This is a genomic window from Posidoniimonas polymericola, assembly GCF_007859935.1.
In the GTDB taxonomy this organism is placed as follows: domain Bacteria; phylum Planctomycetota; class Planctomycetia; order Pirellulales; family Lacipirellulaceae; genus Posidoniimonas; species Posidoniimonas polymericola.
Genome location: NZ_SJPO01000006.1, coordinates 287042 through 304149 on the forward strand (window position 1 = coordinate 287042; position 17108 = coordinate 304149).

General features: G+C 66.5%; 13 protein-coding genes. 9 read left to right on the forward strand and 4 right to left on the reverse strand.

Annotated elements, in window-relative coordinates; translation table 11 throughout:
- Positions 1 to 14: 14 nt before the first annotated feature.
- Genes Pla123a_RS13900 through Pla123a_RS13910 form a run of 3 tightly spaced genes read left to right on the forward strand, consistent with a single transcriptional unit; the run spans position 15 to position 5841 of the window.
- A complete protein-coding gene (locus tag Pla123a_RS13900; protein WP_146587926.1) occupies positions 15 to 1376 on the forward strand; it encodes an AAA family ATPase in 1362 nt (453 codons plus the stop codon).
- Positions 1373 to 4729, forward strand: coding sequence for a protein kinase domain-containing protein (locus Pla123a_RS13905; RefSeq protein ID WP_146587929.1), 3357 nt, complete (start codon positions 1373 to 1375; stop codon positions 4727 to 4729). Before Pla123a_RS13900 ends, Pla123a_RS13905 begins: the two co-directional genes overlap by 4 nt.
- Positions 4726 to 5841 (forward strand): EAL domain-containing protein, encoded by a 1116-nt coding sequence (locus Pla123a_RS13910; protein ID WP_146587931.1) that lies wholly within the window; start codon positions 4726 to 4728, stop codon positions 5839 to 5841. The genes Pla123a_RS13905 and Pla123a_RS13910 overlap by 4 nt, the downstream gene beginning before the upstream one ends.
- 8 nt (positions 5842 to 5849) lie before the next feature.
- Here Pla123a_RS13910 and Pla123a_RS13915 read toward each other — a convergent pair whose 3' ends face one another.
- Positions 5850 to 6212 carry an STAS domain-containing protein gene (locus Pla123a_RS13915; protein WP_146587933.1) on the reverse strand — a complete coding sequence of 121 codons (363 nt, stop codon included), beginning with the start codon at positions 6210 to 6212 and terminating at the stop codon, positions 5850 to 5852.
- Between the two features lie 374 nt (positions 6213 to 6586).
- On the opposite strand from Pla123a_RS13915, the gene Pla123a_RS13920 reads away from it, so the two are divergent.
- Positions 6587 to 8275, forward strand: coding sequence for a sulfite reductase subunit alpha (locus Pla123a_RS13920; protein WP_146587935.1), 1689 nt, complete (start codon positions 6587 to 6589; stop codon positions 8273 to 8275).
- Between the two features lie 448 nt (positions 8276 to 8723).
- Here the strand turns inward: Pla123a_RS13920 and Pla123a_RS13925 are convergent, their stop codons facing one another.
- Positions 8724 to 9695, reverse strand: a complete 972-nt coding sequence (locus tag Pla123a_RS13925; protein WP_197527949.1) for a cytochrome c — start codon at positions 9693 to 9695, stop codon at positions 8724 to 8726.
- A 518-nt stretch (positions 9696 to 10213) separates the two neighbouring features.
- Between Pla123a_RS13925 and Pla123a_RS24655 the strand changes: the two genes are divergently transcribed.
- Positions 10214 to 10357, forward strand: a complete 144-nt coding sequence (locus Pla123a_RS24655) for a hypothetical protein (protein WP_197527950.1) — start codon at positions 10214 to 10216, stop codon at positions 10355 to 10357.
- A gap of 91 nt (positions 10358 to 10448) precedes the next feature.
- On the opposite strand, the gene pyk is transcribed toward Pla123a_RS24655, so the two are convergent.
- Complete coding sequence (pyk, locus tag Pla123a_RS13930) at positions 10449 to 11924, reverse strand: pyruvate kinase (RefSeq protein ID WP_197527951.1); 1476 nt, start codon at positions 11922 to 11924, stop codon at positions 10449 to 10451.
- A 243-nt stretch (positions 11925 to 12167) separates the two neighbouring features.
- Between pyk and Pla123a_RS13935 the strand changes: the two genes are divergently transcribed.
- The 4 genes from Pla123a_RS13935 to Pla123a_RS13950 all read left to right on the forward strand — a co-directional run bounded on the left by Pla123a_RS13935 (position 12168) and on the right by Pla123a_RS13950 (position 16425).
- Positions 12168 to 12977: an SDR family NAD(P)-dependent oxidoreductase gene (locus Pla123a_RS13935; RefSeq protein ID WP_197527952.1), complete on the forward strand. Its 810-nt coding sequence runs from the start codon at positions 12168 to 12170 to the stop codon at positions 12975 to 12977.
- A 31-nt stretch (positions 12978 to 13008) separates the two neighbouring features.
- Entirely contained in the window at positions 13009 to 13317 is a 309-nt protein-coding gene (locus Pla123a_RS13940; RefSeq protein ID WP_146587942.1) for a MazG nucleotide pyrophosphohydrolase domain-containing protein, read from the forward strand.
- Positions 13318 to 13387: 70 nt separating this feature from the next.
- Complete coding sequence (locus Pla123a_RS13945; RefSeq protein ID WP_146587944.1) at positions 13388 to 15448, forward strand: hypothetical protein; 2061 nt, start codon at positions 13388 to 13390, stop codon at positions 15446 to 15448.
- Between the two features lie 50 nt (positions 15449 to 15498).
- Entirely contained in the window at positions 15499 to 16425 is a 927-nt protein-coding gene (locus Pla123a_RS13950; protein ID WP_146588205.1) for an ABC transporter ATP-binding protein, read from the forward strand.
- Positions 16426 to 16576: 151 nt separating this feature from the next.
- Here Pla123a_RS13950 and Pla123a_RS25295 read toward each other — a convergent pair whose 3' ends face one another.
- Entirely contained in the window at positions 16577 to 16807 is a 231-nt protein-coding gene (locus Pla123a_RS25295; RefSeq protein ID WP_391542509.1) for a glycosylhydrolase-like jelly roll fold domain-containing protein, read from the reverse strand.
- Positions 16808 to 17108: the final 301 nt, after the last annotated feature.

Below are 17108 nucleotides of genomic sequence, written 5' to 3' on the forward strand. Positions count from 1 at the left end.
GCCCCCTCGCCCCTATGTCGACAGTCGAGTCAGAAATCGTTGGCGGCGGTCTGCTAGACACGCTGTTCAATAGCGAAGACGTCTACCTGCCATCCGAGCCGCAGTCGGTCCGCGAGCTGGGCCTCAGTCCGGTCCTGATCGAATCGCTGCTGTGCAAGTACCTGCTGCAGGTCGGCTCGGCGGCCGGGCGTAGGATCGCCGAGAGCATCGCGCTGCCGTTCGCGCTGCTCGAGCCGATGTTCGCCGACCTCCGCGGCCGCCAGCTGCTGTTCCACCAGGGGCAGGCGCAGCTGGGCGACTACCAGTACGCGCTAACCGAACAGGGCGTCGACCGCGCACAGGCCGCTATGGCCTCAAACGCCTACGTCGGTCCGGCCCCCGTCCCGCTTGACGACTACATCCTGTCGGTCGAGGCCCAGTCGATCCGCGCCGAGGCCGCCGGCGAGGACGCCCTCGCCCAGGCGTTCAGCGACATCAGCGTCGAGCCGCAGATGCTCGACGTGCTCGGCCCCGCGATCAACTCCGGCGCTGGCCTGTTCCTCTACGGGACCCCAGGCAACGGCAAGACCACCATCGCCAAGCGGATTACCAAGTGCTTCGGCTCGCACATCTGGGTGCCGCACACCATCATCGAAGACGGGCAGATCGTCAAATTCTACGACGCCGCTTTCCACGAGCGGGTCACTGAGAGCAAGTCGTCGCTGCTCAAGAGCGGCAACTCCGACCAGCGGTGGGTCAAGATCAAGCGTCCCACCGTGGTGGTGGGCGGCGAGCTGACCCTCGACGCCCTCGAGATCCGCCACGACCCGGTCAGCAACATCAGCGAGGCCTCGCTCCAGCTGAAGAGCAACTGCGGCTGCCTGCTGATCGACGACTTCGGCCGCCAGAAGTGCGAGCCGACCGAGCTGCTGAACCGCTGGATCGTGCCGCTCGAAAACCGCCACGACTTCCTCACACTCGCCAGCGGCAAGAAGATCCAGGTCCCGTTTGACCAGCTGATCATCTTCTCGACCAACCTCGAGCCGATGGACCTCGCCGACGAGGCGTTCCTCCGCCGCATCCCGTACAAGGTCGAGGTCGGCGACCCGAGCATCGAAGAGTTCCGCATGCTGTTCCAGTTCTCCTGCAAATCGCTTGGCTGCCAGTACCGGCCCGAGGCGGTCGACTACCTGGTGCAGAAGCACTACCGCCCGCTGGGGCGCCCGCTCCGCCGCTGCCAGGCCCGCGACCTGCTCACCCAGATCAAGAACTACTGCGTCTACCGCGGGCTGCCGATGGAGCTTCGCCCCGACTACCTGGACCGGGCGGTCGCGGGCTACTTTGCCACCTGCGGCGACAACGCGACGTCGCCAGCAACGCCAGGGGGTCAGTCATGAGCAGCGAACAAGCAGACAAGCCGCAACTAACCGGTTACGAGCTGCTCGATCACCTCGGCAGTGGTGGGTACGGTGAGGTGTGGAGTGCGCGGGTCCCCGGCGGGCTTATCAAGGCCGTTAAGGTGATCCACGGCCGGCATGACGAGTCGCGCGCGGCGAACGAGCTCAAGTCCCTCGAGCGGATCCGCGAGGTCCGGCACCCGTTTGTTGTCTCTCTCGAGCGGGTCGAGTTTGTCGACAACCGGCTCGTCGTGGTGAGCGAGTTGGCCGAGGGGAGCCTGCGGGATCGGCACCGCGACTGTGTTCAGATGGGCCTCTGCGGCATTCCTCGGGAAGAGCTGCTCCGGTACCTGCGAGACGCCGCCGACGCCCTGGACTACCTCTCGTCGAAACACGGGCTGCAGCACCTGGACATCAAGCCGGAGAATATCCTCCTGCTGGCCGGGCACGCCAAGGTGGCGGACTTTGGTCTCGTGAAGGCCATCGACGACCGAACCCAGTCGATCGTCGGTGGCATGACCCCCGCGTACGCGCCCCCCGAGGTCTTCAAGGGCGCGCCCGGCAGGACCAGCGATCAGTACAGCCTCGCGGTCTTGTACCAGCAGCTCCTCACCGGCACGCTCCCGTTCAACGGCGAGAATGCGGCGGAGCTCACGATGCAGCACCTGCACGACGAGCCGAGCCTCGACGTGCTCTCCGCCGACGATCGCTACGTCGTGTCCCGCGCGCTCTCGAAGACTCCTGCCCACCGCTACTCCACGTGCACCGAGTTTGTGCAGGCCCTCTCCGCTCCGCAGCGGACGTTCACCCCCCAGAGCGAGGGCCCGGTTCAGCTCGGTCGTTCCGCGCCCGCCGCCCAAGCCGGTGATTCGGACCAGGCATCGCGCCACCGAGACGTTCAGGCGACCGTGCCGTGCGCCGACCAGGGCGGCCCGATCAGCACCGACCTCCGGATGCAGCTCCCAGACGCCGAGCTGCCCCCGATTACCGAGCTGGACGAGCCGGAATGGGACTCCCATGACCAGGCCGCCGTGCCCACGTTCTATCTGGGAATCGGCGGCGCCGCCGCGTGTGTTCTAAGAGAGCTGCGTCAGCAGCAGAGCGAGCGGTACGAGCTGAGCGGCCCTATCCCGGCCGGCCCGATGCTGTTGATGGACACCGACCCGCGGACCATCTCGGCCGTGAGCCGCAACGCCGACGGCGGCGCCGGACTGAAACGCGAAGAAACCGTCTGCCTCAATCTCAGGCGCCCGCAGGAGTACCGTGAGAAGTCGGACAAGATCTTGGGGTGGCTCGGCCGCCGCTGGCTCTACAATATCCCGAAGTCCCTGCAGACTGAAGGCATCCGGCCGCTAGGGAGGCTCGCCTTGGTCGACAACTCACGCCGCACGCTGCAACGCATCCGCGGCGCCCTGGCGGAGTGCGTCTCGGCGGAGAACATCGACGCCTCTGAGGAGCTCACCGGACGCAAGTTCAGACGGGACGCGGTGCGGGTGTTCATCGTCTCCTCGATCGCCGGCGCAACCGGCGGCGGCATGGCGTTGGACGTCGCGTACGCCGTGAGGGGCTTCCTCGAAAAACTGGGGCTGGCCGACACCCAGCTGGTCGGGATCAACTTGTTCTCGACCGGCCGCGAGGCGGAACGCGCGGGGCTGGCAAGGGTCAACGCCTACTCGTGGCTCACCGAACACCAACATTTCTGCCACCCCGCCAACGCCTACCTGGGAGACGACGCCGCCGGCTTCCCGCCGCACGAGCAGGGCGTGCGCCCGTTCGACCACAGCTACCTGGCGCACCTCGGGGAACGCCTTGACGACGGCGCCTTCCTGCAGGGCTGCAAGTCGGTCGCCGACTACCTATTCGCCACCAGCTCCACGCCTGCGGCGCCGTGCCTGGAAGCGTGCCGGCAAGCGAGCGGCGAGGACCGTTCGCCGCTGGAACTGCGGACCTTTGCCGTGAAGCGGCACGAGGCCGCCCCGGCAGACGCCCGTCGGGACGCAGAGCAGCTGCTGATCAATTTGCTGCTCTCGGCGTGGCTCGGGGAGAGCAAGCCGGACCGCTCTGCGAAGGACGCCTCCGGCACCAACCGCGTGGTCATGGGCGCCGGCGAATTGGTCGGGCGGCTGAAACTCGACGCCGCCCACATCGCAACGCAAAGCCGAGCAATCGTGGAAGAACAAGCAGCAAGCCTCGCCGTGGATACCGGCGAGTCGACCAGCATGCTGGAACGTCTAGAAGCGATCAACGCGTTCTTCGTGCCCTCGCCAGACCTCAACACCCCTCTCCTGGGTGAGTCGGCGACAAATCAGATTGGGGAGGTCTCGATAGTGGACCTGGTGCGGCCCTTCGCGGAAGAGCTCCAGGCGTCGATTGCCGAGTGGGTCCTCTCGCAGCTGGATAAGCCCGGCGACCGACTCAATGGGGGGAGGCAGGCCGCGGACTGGCTGCACGACCATTGCGAGTCGTTGACCTCGCAATTTCAACGATACGGCTCCGCCACCCAGCAAAAGCTTCAGCAGGTCGCGCAGCAGGCGTCGGCGCCGGACGCAGACCCCAGGTCAGTCGAGGATCGGTACACGCACTTGAAGACCGACCTCGCCGCGCTCGAAGGGGCGGCGCTGATTACCGCGGGGCTCAAGACCGAGCTCCGCGAGATCATGGGCCGGCTCAGCGAGCTCCGCGTCGCGGCCGGCAGCGTCGCCAAGGACCTCTCCACAGAGGACCGCGGCGACCCGCGTGAGACGCATCGAATATTGGCCGACGCCAACACTTCCCCCGCCCGCTTGGCCGTTGAGCTCGACGGCCAGCTGCAACAGGAGTGGCAGGGCGGCAGCGTCTCGTTCGCGCAGCTGCTCGAGTCGGACGAGGGGCGTCGTGAGATCGTGTCGGCTGTCAAACGACACTCCCAGCAGTGCGTCCGCGAGGCCCTGATGACGCGAGGCGGCGGAGAGGCTGTCGAGTTCAACGCCGATGTGAGCGTGTCGCCCTTGGCCGAATGCTGCACCGGCTTCCGACGCATACTGCTCTCCCCGCCCGGGGCGTCGGAGCCGACGGAGTCCCGCGACGCGGCAATCGTGATTGAGAATACCACCAACGACTCCTACGCGGTCAGCGAGTACGAGGGACTCTCGGCCACCCACGCCGCCGTGGCGCTGGTGGGAGGACGCCGCGACTACGCGGAGTTCGCCAAGCGTGTCGCGACGCGTCGCGACGTCGCCTGGAACGATCTCCTAGCCCAGACGCAAATTCGCAGCGAGTCCACGGATTCCTGCGGCACCCTGCAAGTCAACATCGAGTGCGGGTCTGTCTCAGGCACTGCACCAGCGTCTCCCATGCCTGAGGCAGTTCAATGATTGACACACTGACCATAACCGGCGTCTCCGATTGGAAGCTCAGCGGGCAGTTCGAAGAGGACTCTCCGGTCCGGCAGGTGCTTATCGACCGGACCCCGTTCGTCGTGGGACGCAGGCGTGACGTCTCGCTCACGCTTGGCAACTCTTCGGTTTCTGGCTGCCACGCCGAGCTGCTGACCAAAGGCGATCAGCTGTTCGTGCACGACTTGGGCAGCACCAACGGAACGTTCGTCAACGGCGTCCGGGTGAACGACCTCTGCGAGCTCAACCCAGGCGACCTGGTGCAGTTCGCCCAGGTGGTGCTGCGGGTGGGGGTCGACAAACCCGCGACCCAGTGCCAGACCATGCAGAACGATTCGTCCGACCGCGCTCTGGCGTTGATTCAGTTCGACAAGCTCCTGGCCGAACGGGCGGTGACCCCGCACTACCAGCCGATCGTCACGATGCAGAGGCAGACCTTCGCCTACGAGGCGCTAGGCCGGAGCAAGCTCTTTGGGCTGTCGGACCCGCAGACCATGTTCTCCGCGGCGGCCGTGCTGAACCTGGAAGCCGAGCTGAGCCGCATCCTGCGGGACGAGGCCCTCAGAGACGGAGCCCCGCTCCCGGGCAACCACCTGCTGTTCGTCAACACGCACCCCTCCGAGCTGGAGGACACCGGCCTGCTGGAGCTGTCGCTCCGGGAGGCCCGCGAGATCGCGCCGAACCGCCCGATCGTCCTTGAGATCCACGAGGCGACCGCCACCAACGGCGAGGTAATGGGGCAGGTACGGGAGATCCTCAACGAGCTCTGCATCGGGCTCGCCTACGACGACTTCGGCGCCGGGCAGGCGCGGTTGGTCGAGATGGCCGACGTGCCCCCCGACTACCTGAAGTTCGACATCTCGCTGATCCGCGGCCTCGGATCGGCGCCGCGCGAACGCCAGAATATGGTTGCGAGGCTCGTCCAAATGACGATCGAGCTGGGGACGATCCCGCTGGCCGAGGGGGTCGAGACCCAATCCGACCACGAAGCCTGCCAGCAGATGAGCTTCGCCTGCGCCCAGGGCTTCCTCTACGGCCGGCCCGCCTCGGCGGGCAAGATCCTGGGGCTCAAGGACACGGGCGCCAGCTGACGCTCCCGTCAGCCAAACAGCCCGCGCTTCAGGTACGCCTTGCGCGCCGACTCGAGGTCCTTTTCAAAGTCGAAAAGCTTGTCGAGTCGGGTGATCTTGAACACCTCGCGGATATCCGGCGTGACGCCGCTCAGCTTGAGCTTGGCTTTGTACTCTTTGCACTTCTTGTGGATCTTCACCAGCTTCCCCAGCATCGAAGACGACATGAACTGCACGGGGGTGAAATCGATGATCACCCGCTCGGCCTCGGACTGGTCGATCGCCCCTAGGACGTCCTTCTCGAGCTGCTCCAGCACCACCTCGTCAACCAGCCGGGGGTCCTTCACCTGGATGATGAGGATGCCGTCGCGAGACTGGGTTGCAATCGCCATGGGGACTCTGCGAGAGGGGATCCGGTGGGAGGGGGCCGGGCGGCATCAGCCGCCGGACTGGCGTGATTATAGACGATGGAGCGACCCGCAAGCAAACCGCCTGCTGCCGGTCCGGTGGCGCCGGGAATGTGGCAATGGATGATTGCACCGGCAACGCGTACCATAGGGGGAGAAGTCGGCCCCTCGGTCACGCTATAAGGGGCCTCAATTGGCGCAGAAAAACCTTTACGGTTTGCTTTGCGGCTGCCAAATCCTGCCCGGCGTGCTATGTTTCACCGTTATAGTCGTGTCGCTTGACCGCCGACAGAAATGTGCCGACCATGCTGGGCGTAGAAGACAACCCCCCGGGAGCCATTGAAGGCCCCGCCGCACCCATGCCGATCCCCTCGATCCCCGACTCCGCCCCGTTCACCCCAGAGCAGCGCGCCTGGCTCAACGGCTTCCTGGCCGCCTGGGCCGGCGTGGCCGAACAGTCGGGCAGCCGGCTGCCATCGGACCTCACCGGGCTGAAAGAGGCGCCCAGGAACGGCGCCGGCGGCGCGAACGGCGCCCCCCCCAAGAAATCGGCCGCCAAGCCGGTCGAACCCGCCGCGGAATCGGCGGCTGTCGCGGTCGACACGTCGCTTGACGACGGCGACTTTGCCTGGCACGACCCCAACCTCGACATCGAAGAGCGGATGAAGCTCGCCGAGGGCCAGGGCGTCACCAAAAACCTGATGGCCGCCATGGCGCAGCTCGACTGCGGCGCCTGCGGCTACATGTGCGACACCTACGCGATCGCCATCGCCAGCGGCAAGGAGAAGAGCACCGCGCTGTGCACCCCCGGCGGCAAAGAAACCGCCAAGATGCTCAAGAAGGTCGTCAAGGATAACGGCGGCATCAAGCCGGCGCCCGTCTCGGACGCCAAGGCGACGGCAGTCGCCGTGGCCGACGGGCCGATCCCCTACAGCCGCGCGAAACCGTACCGGGCCCGCGTCAACACACTCTACAATCTCAACGGCGAAGAGTCCGCCAAGCACACCTGCCACGTCGAGCTCGACCTTGCCGGCAGCGACATCTCGTTCCGGGTGGGCGACTCGCTGGGCGCCTTCCCGACTAACTGCCCTGATCTTGTCGACGAGATCCTGTTCGCCCTCAAGGCCCACGGGACCGAGCACGTCACCGCGTGCGACGGCGTCGAGGCGCCGCTCCGCGAGGCCCTGACGGTGAAGAGCAATCTGAAGCACGTCGGCGAGGACCTGGTCCGCCTGATCGCCTCGAGCACATCGGACTTCGACGAGAAGCAGCGGCTCCGCGACCTGGTCGACGGCGACGGCGATGAACTCGACGATATGGACGTCCTCGACGTCCTGCGGCTCGCCCCGTCGGCGCGGATCTCGAAGGGGGCGTTCTCGCTGACCCTCGGCTCGCTGGCGCCGCGGCTGTACTCGATCGCCAGCTCGCTACGGGCCCACCCAGACAGCGTCCACCTGACAATCGCCAAGGTCACGACCATGCTCGGCGGCCGAGAACGCAAGGGCGTCGCGTCGACCATGTTCACCGACCGCATCGGCGTCGGCGACACCGTGCGGGTGTTTGTCCAGCCATCGGCCGACTTCACGCTGCCGAGCAACTCGAATGCCCCGATGATTATGGTCGGCCCCGGCACCGGCATCGCCCCGTTCCGAGCGTTCCTGCAGGAGCGGAAGGCGCTCAAGGCCCGCGGCAAGAACTGGCTGTTCTTCGGCGACCAGCACGAGGCGACCGACTTCCTGTACAAGGGCGAGCTCACCGAGATGCAGGAGCAGGGCCTGCTCACGAAGCTAAGCACCGCCTTCAGCCGCGACCAGGAAGAGAAGATCTACGTCCAGCAACGGATGCGTGAAGAGGGCGCCGAGCTCTACAACTGGTTGGAAGAGGGCGCCTGGTTCTTCGTCTGTGGCGACGCCAAGCGGATGGCCGGCGACGTCGACCGGGCGCTGCACGAGATTGTCGCCGAGCACGGCGGCATGAGCCCCGAAGACGCCAAGAAGTACGTCACGAACCTGCGGAAGACCCACCGCTACGTCCGCGACGTCTACTAGAGCTTGGCCGCGGCTGGCCCGCCGCCAATCCCGCAGACACCGTACCGCGTCGGATCAGCGGCTCCGCGGGCGTTAGTGCAGCTTGCACAGGATCTCGGCCAAGAGGGCAGGGCACCCCCCGGGCTTGGGCATTGTCATGCCGCCGTTCTTTGATGGCCCCGCCTTGGCGCCTTAGCTTGCACGCCAGGTCTGGAACTGAGCGAGTCAGAGAACCCCGCGACTAACGTCGTTCGGCAGGGTCCCGTCAGAGTGGCTCAGTTTGGTCTGGGGCCGATCAACATACCAGCCGAGCACAGTAGGTGACTGCGCGGAGTGTCGACATGGCAGGCCACGACTAGATCGGGAGTCGGAAGAGCAAGGGCGGTCATTGCGAGGCGTCACGCCCAGCCCACGGACACTACGCACCGTTCAACCGCGGTGGCCCGGCCCGCTCTAGACACAGAAGCTGCTACTTATCCGAAACAACTTTGTGCGACGCCGGCGAGACGTCGCGGAATCGGGCGTGGCAATCGCGGCAGTTCTGCGTCACGCCAGCGTAGGCGTCGTTCGCTAGCCGCCGTTGCCGCTCGCTGTTTGCCTGCCGCAGGGCGTCCTCCAACCTGGCAGCGGCCTCTTCCCCCTGCTGGGCTAGCTTTCGGAATCCCTCGGGCTTGGCCTGGGCCTCTTCGAGACGCAGCAGCTCGGTGTAGTGCTCGCGGAGGAGTAACCCCTCGTGGGCAGGCGCAAGATCGGGGTGGTTGGCCGGCGTCTGCCAGCCGGACTGCTGGATTTGGGCGACACGGTCACTGGCGTGCTCGAGATCAATCATCGATTGCACCAGTAGCGGCGGCTCGGAGACTTCCGGGAAGTCCGAAGACAGCGCGTCGAGCGTCGCCCGATCGAATCGCTCAGCAGCCCTAACGGACGCGAACAACCCGATATACCTTGGGCTCGCGCCGGCGGCCGCTAGAACCTCGCTGCCTTGAGCGACACTCAGTTTGCCTACGCCGATACAGGCGACCGCCGCCGCCGCCGGGCTGCGGTGCTTGCCGTGGTGGCAATGAATGTAGATTGGCCCCGGCAGGTCGGCGACCGCCTTGGAGAGTTCCTTCGCGCGCACAGCGGGGATACCATCGTACCCGTGCGGTAGATGCACGTACGCCAGGCCGTGGCGTTTGGCGGCGGCGATATCGGGCCGGGCGCCATCCACGCTCAGCACCGTATTTACGCCAAGCCGCTTGAGCGCGGCGAAGCCTTCGTCCCCCACCGGGGAACCGCCAGAAATAACTCGTTCTGTGAGCCACATCGCGTTTGGCAGCGCGGGCTCCGCAACGGGCTGTGGCGCCCAGTCGTGGCTGCCGTGTGCGAGCGAGGCCAGCCCGAGGCAGGCCAAAAAGAAGCAGGACCGCCGAAACGCGGCGGGCGGTCTCGCGTTGCTCATGCTTTCTCTGCGGGTTCGGGAAGAAAACGACGATCGACGAGCGATTGCCATACTAGCACGTTTACGAGAACGGAACAGGAGCGGCAGCGCGACGGCACGACTTCAACGTCGCGTACCTTTTTTGGAATTTTGGGGCCCGTTTTTGAATACTCCAAGGCGGCCGGTGATTAAACTGGCAGTTGTTATTGGGATTAGTCGCTCGTGCGGGCAGATCACGCAGGCAGTTCGAACCTGTTCGAACCCTCTCGCGTAGAACGGTCGACTAGGCACCCTCCCGCGGAAGCGGGTCAAGGATGAGTTTCGAGCGTTGGTTATGCAGCCCCGAGCGATTCGGCTGTCGGGGCGCTGTCCTGCAAGCGGGACGCGGCTAGAAGCGTTTTAACAACGACAGGCTTTTCTAGACCAACGGGGCTGGCAGCGGGATTTCCCTGGCGTGACGCTAGCGGAGACCCCGCCACTTAGGAGACGCCAACATGTCCATTGCAGCAGGGCTACCGCCCGGGTCGGGGAGTACCGGATTGCGACGCACCAACATCCACTCGGTCCAGAACACGATTCGACGCCACTGGACCGACCAAGAGAAACGCCGCCGCACCGAAATGGCGCGGCTCATGCAGCGACGCCTGCTGACGGCCCTGGAGGGCCGCCGCCTCGTCGGCTAACCACGCTGGTCGGCTAACCACCCTGGTCGGCCAACGATGCTGGTCGGCTGGCAAGAGTTGTGGTCGCCGGGAACGAGGCGGAGCCGCCAGCCTAGACCGCGCCCTCGACCTCGTGCACGACGACCACGTCGTGCACGCCCTTGGCGTTTCCGCCCGGCCCTGCGGCCAGGTGGCTGCCGCCGAGGATCACGATCCGGTCGCCTTTGGAGGCAAATCCGACGCGGCAGGCCCAGGTGTCCGCGTGTCGGATGAGCTGCTGCATGTCCTCCGCGGGAGCGCCGGTCAGTGGGGTCACGCCCCAGTACAGGCACATCCGCCGCAGCGTCTGCTGGTTCTGGCTGACCCCAATTGTGGGCGTCGTGTGCCGCTGCTGCGAGAGCGCCAACGCGGTTCTGCCCGAGTAGCTGGCCACCACCACCAGCTTGGCCCGCAGCGAGTGCGCCATGGCGCCAGCCCCCCGCACCACGGCGCGGGTGATGTCGTGCAGCACCGGGGACACGCCACCGTCGTTGTGGCGGGGCGGCTGATCGGCGATGCTGGCCTCAGTAGCCAAGCAGATGCGGTTCATCATGGCGACCGTCTCAACCGGGTACTGGCCGATCGCGGTCTCGCCGGACAGCATGCACGCGTCCGCGCCGTCCAGGACAGCGTTGGCCACGTCGGTCACCTCGGCCCGCTTGGGGCGCAGCGACTCGTGCATGCTGTCGAGCATCTGGGTCGCGATGATGGCCGGCTTCTGGTAGCGGTGGCAGGTCTGGATGATCCGCTTCTGCTGCACCGGCATCTCGGCCACGTCGATCTCGACGCCCAGGTCGCCGCGGGCGACCATCACCGCGTCGCTCGCCGAGACGATCTCTTCGATCCGGTCGATCGCTTCGCGTTTCTCGATCTTCGAGACCACGTACGCTTCGGAGTTGTTCGAGCGGAGGATGTCACGCAGCGCCCGCACCTCGTCCGGGGCGCGGACGAAGCTGAGGCTGACAAAGTCGACGCCCGCGTCGGCGGCCCAGATGGCGTGCTGGTGGTCGACGACGCTGATGGCCGGCGCGCTGAGCTTTACGCCGGGCAGGTTGATGCCCTGGCGGCTGCGGATCACGCCCCGCTGCACAACCCGCATCTGGGCGCGACCGGGCTCCTTGCCGATCACCACCATGCTGACGGTGCCGTCGGCCAGCATCACCTGGTCGCCTACTGAGAGCTCGCGCACCAACGGGGCGTAGCTGCAGGTAAACTCGTTGGGCTCCTTGCGTTCCTTACCCTCGACAAACCAGAACTCGGCGTCGGTCTCGCAGAAGATCCGATCGTTGTCGATTTCACCCAGGCGGAACTTGGGACCAGCCAGGTCGACCAGGATCCCGATCGGGGTATCCAGCTCCTCGCTCACCCGGCGGATATTGTCGACATTAATCTGCTGTTCTTCGGGCCCCCCGTGGGCCATGTTCAGCCGGAACACGTCGGCTCCGGCGCGGATCATCGCGGCCAGCGTCTCCGGGTCCGACGAACTAGGGCCGACCGTGGCGACAATCTTGGTGCGGGCGAGGTGACGGATATCGTTGGGTAGGGGCATGATACTGTCGGGTGAGGTGGGCTTCGTGCCTGCAATGGTCGGCGCCAGGTGAGGGTCGCCGGGCCCTATTGTGGGCGTTGGGCACGTGTCTGGGAATGGTGGCGACATAGGACCGTCTTCTTTTTAACGGGAACTGCACAAACCTCGCGACGCACACGGCGCCCTCAACCGTAGCTCATCAGCCGCCCCGCAGGTTAAGATGGTCGCCGGATAACCACACGCCTGCGGCAGGATTCGCGCACTGTGAGCTACTGGAACGGTAAATCGGCCTTAGTGACCGGCGGTTCGGCCGGGCTGGGGCTCGCCCTGGCCCGGACGCTCGTCACGGAGGGCGCGCGGGTGACGATCTGCGGCCGCGGGCCCGATCGGCTCGAGAAGGCCGCCGACGGTCTGCGCGGCCTCGGCGGCGACGTCCTTTGCGTTGCGTGCGATGTCGCTCATGCCGGCGAGACCCGGCGGGCGGTCGACGCTGCGGCCGAGCGGTTTGGCGGGCTCCACTTCGCGTGCTGCTGCGCTGGAGAATCGATGCGGGGCGACGTGATCTCGACCTCGCGGGAGCGGTTCGAGGAGCTGATGGCGGTCAACTTCCTGGCCGCGGTCGACATGGCGCACGCGGCCGGGCCGCTGCTCGAGGCGAATCGGGGCCACCTGACGTTTATTGGCTCGCTGGCGAGCAAGTTCGCCCCCCGGTACCTCGGCGCCTACCCCGCCAGCAAGCACGCGGTCGCGGCGTTGGCTCAGCAGCTGCGGCTCGAACGCGGCCCCGAGGGACTGCACGTGCTGCTTGTCTGCCCGGGCCCCATCGCCCGCCCCGATGGTGGGCAGCGTTATCAGCAGCAAACGAGCGACCTCCCAGAGGCCGCCAACCGGCCGGGGGGCGGAGCCAAGGTTAAGTCAATCGCGCCCGACGTCCTCTCCCAAAAGCTGCTTGCGGCGTGCGAGAAGCGTCAGAGCGAGCTGGTCATCCCCGCCAAGGCCCGGATCCTCGCCGCCCTGACGCAGCTCAGCCCCAAGTGGGGCGACTGGGCGCTCAGCAAACAAACTAGCAAGTAGTCACCGCACTTCACTCACACCAAGTCTCCCGATGGCCAGCCAGCTCTCTCTCTCTGACTTTCAACAACTGATCCGGGACATGTACCTTGAGAAGGACCGCCAGCGTGGCGTCGACGCCACCTTCATGTGGCTGATGGAAGAGGTAGGCGAGCTGGCCTCCGCGCTCCGGGAGGGAACCCCCGAAGAGCTGCGGGGCGAATTCGCCGACGTGCTCGCCTGGCTGACCACCATCGCCAACGTCGCGGACATCGACCTCACCCAGGCCGTCCGCGAGAAGTACGGCGACGGCTGCCCCGGTTGCGGCGCGTTGGTCTGCTGCTGCGAAGGCGAAAAACCGTAGCCGACGCAGAACTAGGCGCCCTGTGGTGCGTAGGTCACAATAAGGGATTACCCGCACGCACCGCACGCTTATGCTCTCCCGGCTTCTCCAGAAACTACCGCCGCTGCTGATACTGATCGCCGCTGCGCACGCGGCCGCAGGAGAGCCGGCAAGCCTGGCAAAGGTCGAGGTCGGCTTCGCTGGCCGGTACAAGCTCGGCAGCTGGACGCCGGTCGTCGTCACGGTCGCCGGAGAAGCCGGCGATCTGCGTCTGGAGATCACGGCCCCCGACGGCGACGGCGCCCCGGCCACCGTGTCCACCCTGGGCCCCCCTGACGCGTCGGGGCGCATCCACTCGCTGACACGGGTCGGCCGTCGCGACGCAGTCATCCGCTGCCGGCTGTTCGATGGCGACCGGCTCGCTGACCAGTGGCGGAGCGGCCGCGACCTGGACGCCCCGGTCCGTGGACTCCCGGTCGCCGAACCCCTGATTGTCGAAGCCGGGCGAGATACCCCCCTCGCCGAACTCCCCACCAATCCGCTCGCCTACGAGGGGGTCGACGCACTAGTCGTTTCCGGGGTCTCGCCAGAAGAGATCGCGAGACTGACCAACCAGCAAGCAACCGCAATTGAGCAGTGGGTCGCCAGCGGCGGGAAGATTCTGTTGGGCGGCGGCGAGCACGCCGCCGACTTGGTTGGCGCCGACGGACCACTCCGCACACTCGCCCCGGGCGAGCACCGCGAGACCGTGCGGGTGAGCAACACCGGCGTGATCGAAGACTACGCCGGTTCCGAAGAGCCGATCGACGCCCCCTTCGGCGGCCTGACGGCAGCCCGGCTGGACAACGTCCGCGGGGTTGTCGAGCTGCACGCCGGCGGCCGGGCGGTCGAGATGCCGCTGGTCGTGCGGACCGTGCACGGGTTCGGCTCGGTCACCTACGCCGCGTTCGACCTGTACGACCCGGCGTTCACCAACTGGCCCAGCCGCGAACGCCTCTGGTCCCTGCTGCTGCAGACCCGCAACGCCGACGATTCGGACGGCGGGTCGGGGGCGCTGGTCACCAGCGCCTACAGCGACCTCTCTGGCGCCCTCCAGACCAAGCTGGGGCAGCAGTTTGCAGGAGTCCAGTCGACCTCCATCCTGATGCTCGTCGCAGCGGCAGGGGTTTACCTCGCACTGCTCGGGCCCGGCGCGTACTACCTTGGCAAGAACGTCACCGGTCGGATGACCACCGCCTGGGTCGCGTACCCGCTTATCGCGTTGGCCGTTGCCGGGGCCGCCCTCTGGTGGGGCGAGCAGTCCACCGGAGACACGGCCCGCCTCAACAAGCTAGAGGTCATCGACATCGACGCCGCCAGCGGCCGCGAACGGGCCACCGTCTGGGGGCAGCTGCTCAGCCCGCAGGCCAACCTCTACGACCTGAGCTGCGAGCCGCGCGATTCCGCTCAGCCGACCATCGGCTACCTCAGCTGGTGCGGGCTGCCGGGGCGCGGCCTCGGCGGCATGCAGACCTCCGCCGAGTCGCTGCTGGCGGGCGAAGTGAGCTACCACACCGACGCCGCCCTCGACGGCATGACCGGCGTGCCGATCAACCGCCGGGCGAGCAAGTCCCTCGCCGCCCGCTGGCTCATGGACGGCCGACCCTCGGTGGCGTTCGAGCTGGCGGCGACCGGCACCGGGCTGGTCGAGGGGGTGCTGACGAACGACTCGCAGCTCGAGCTGAAGGACGTCAAGCTCATCGCTGGCAATTGGGCCTGGCGGCTGCCCGATCTCGCCCCCGGCGACATCGCGAGCATCGACGCCAGCGGCTCGCCGGCGCGCCTCCGCACGCTGCTGCTGAACGACTTCGGCGACGCCAATCAGACCGACCGCCGGCTCTCCGCGAACCGACTGACGGCGCCGTCGATCGCCTACCTGCTGATGTTCTACGACGCCCTCGGCGGACTCGACACGTCGCCGCTGCCCGACTTCCGGCAGTCGCGGGTCGACCTGAGCCACGCGCTCGCCGCCGGCAGGCCGATCCTCGTGGCGCGCTCCGAGCAACCCCGGTGCGACCTGCGGCAAGACGTCCTGGACCTCGATGCGCCGAGCGACGCCGGCGGGACGTACTACCGATTTATTGGCCCGCCCATCACCGAGCCCCAACCCTGACTACCATGTCCGACAGCGCCCCCAGCCCCGATCCTTCTGCCGGCGAGCCGATGATCGAGACCCGCGGCCTCACCAAGAAGTACGGCGAGTTGTTCGCGATCCGCGAGATCAACATCAACCTCTGCCGCGGGGACGTGTTCGGCTTCATCGGCCCCAACGGCGCCGGCAAGACCACCACGATGCGGATCCTGGCGACCCTGCTTACCCCGACTTGGGGCGAGGCCTACGTCGGCGGCCACTCGATCTACACCAAGCCAAAAGAAATCCGCCGCACCATCGGCTACATGCCCGACTTCTTCGGCGTGTACGACGACATGAAAGTCATCGAGTACCTCGAGTTCTTCGCCGCCGCCTACCGCATCGACGGCGACGCCCGCCGCAAGAAGTGCGACGAGGTGCTTGGCCTGGTCGACCTCGAGTTCAAACGCGAGGCGCTCGCCACCAGCCTGTCACGCGGCATGACCCAACGACTGGGTCTGGCTCGGGTGCTGCTGCACGACCCCGAGGTGCTGCTGCTGGACGAGCCGGCGAGCGGCCTCGACCCCCGCGCACGCATCGAGATGCGCAATCTGCTGAAGCGGCTACGCGGACTCGGCAAGACGATCATGGTCTCTAGCCACATCCTGCCGGAGCTGGCCGACATCTGCAACAAGGTCGGCATCATCGAGCGCGGCGAGCTGGTCTACAACGACACCGTCGAGAGCCTGCTCAGCCTGCTCCGCAAGCAGCTTGTCATCCGCGTACGCGTCGCCGAGAGCCAAGACCAGGCGGCCGAGTCACTCCGCATGCTGCCGGTCGTCGACAAAGTCGAAACCGTCGGCGACGAGCTGCACGCAACCCTGCAGGAGGGCTCGCGCGACCCGAGCGACCTGTCCGCCAAGCTGGTCGGCGAAGGCTACCGCGTGCAGCTCCTCGCGGAGAAGGAGATCGACCTGGAAACCGCGTTCATGACCCTCACCAAGGGCATCACGGCGTAGCCGGGATCGCGGCCTCCTGCGGCAGCGCACCGTTGTGCTCTCGCTAGTGAATGCTAGTCGCGTTTCAGGTCCCGTTCTCCTGCGATCACCTCGACCAGCTCGCCTTCGCTGGTCGTAGACACCTTCACCGGCCCGAGGAGCCCGGACGGCTTCAGTGGCGAGTCCGCGGTGAACGGGTAATGTTGGTCTTTGCGTAGGTCCGCTTAACGCCGGGCTGCGAATCGCCGACCAGGCGGTTGGGCCAAAGGTTTGCGACCTCGACTTCCAACGTGTTGTCGCCGGCGTGCAGAGCGTCTTTCGTGGCCAGTCGGTAGGGCGTCCTCCACGCTACGCCTATCTTCGCCCCCCCTTGGGTGCACGGGGCAGTGTTCCGCGTGAGCAGGCCGCATTCATGAGCGGCCGCTCAGATTTGCTGCTGTTGCTATCGGACAGATCGGCTGTCGCGGCCACTTGGGATCAGCTGGCGCCGGACGGCTTATCAATCGTAGCGAGTGAGCAGCGGGACAAGTTGATCGCCCCGCCGCCACTGGAGACGGATGCGGCTTTCGCCAGCATTGGCCAAGCTTCCGATTCTAAGTTTGGATTCGCGGGCGGGCCGGCAGATACGAATTAGAACCGCAAGGCACGGTCCGTTGCCCTAGGCATCATGGCATTTCCAAACCGCCAAGGACTACCGCAGCTGC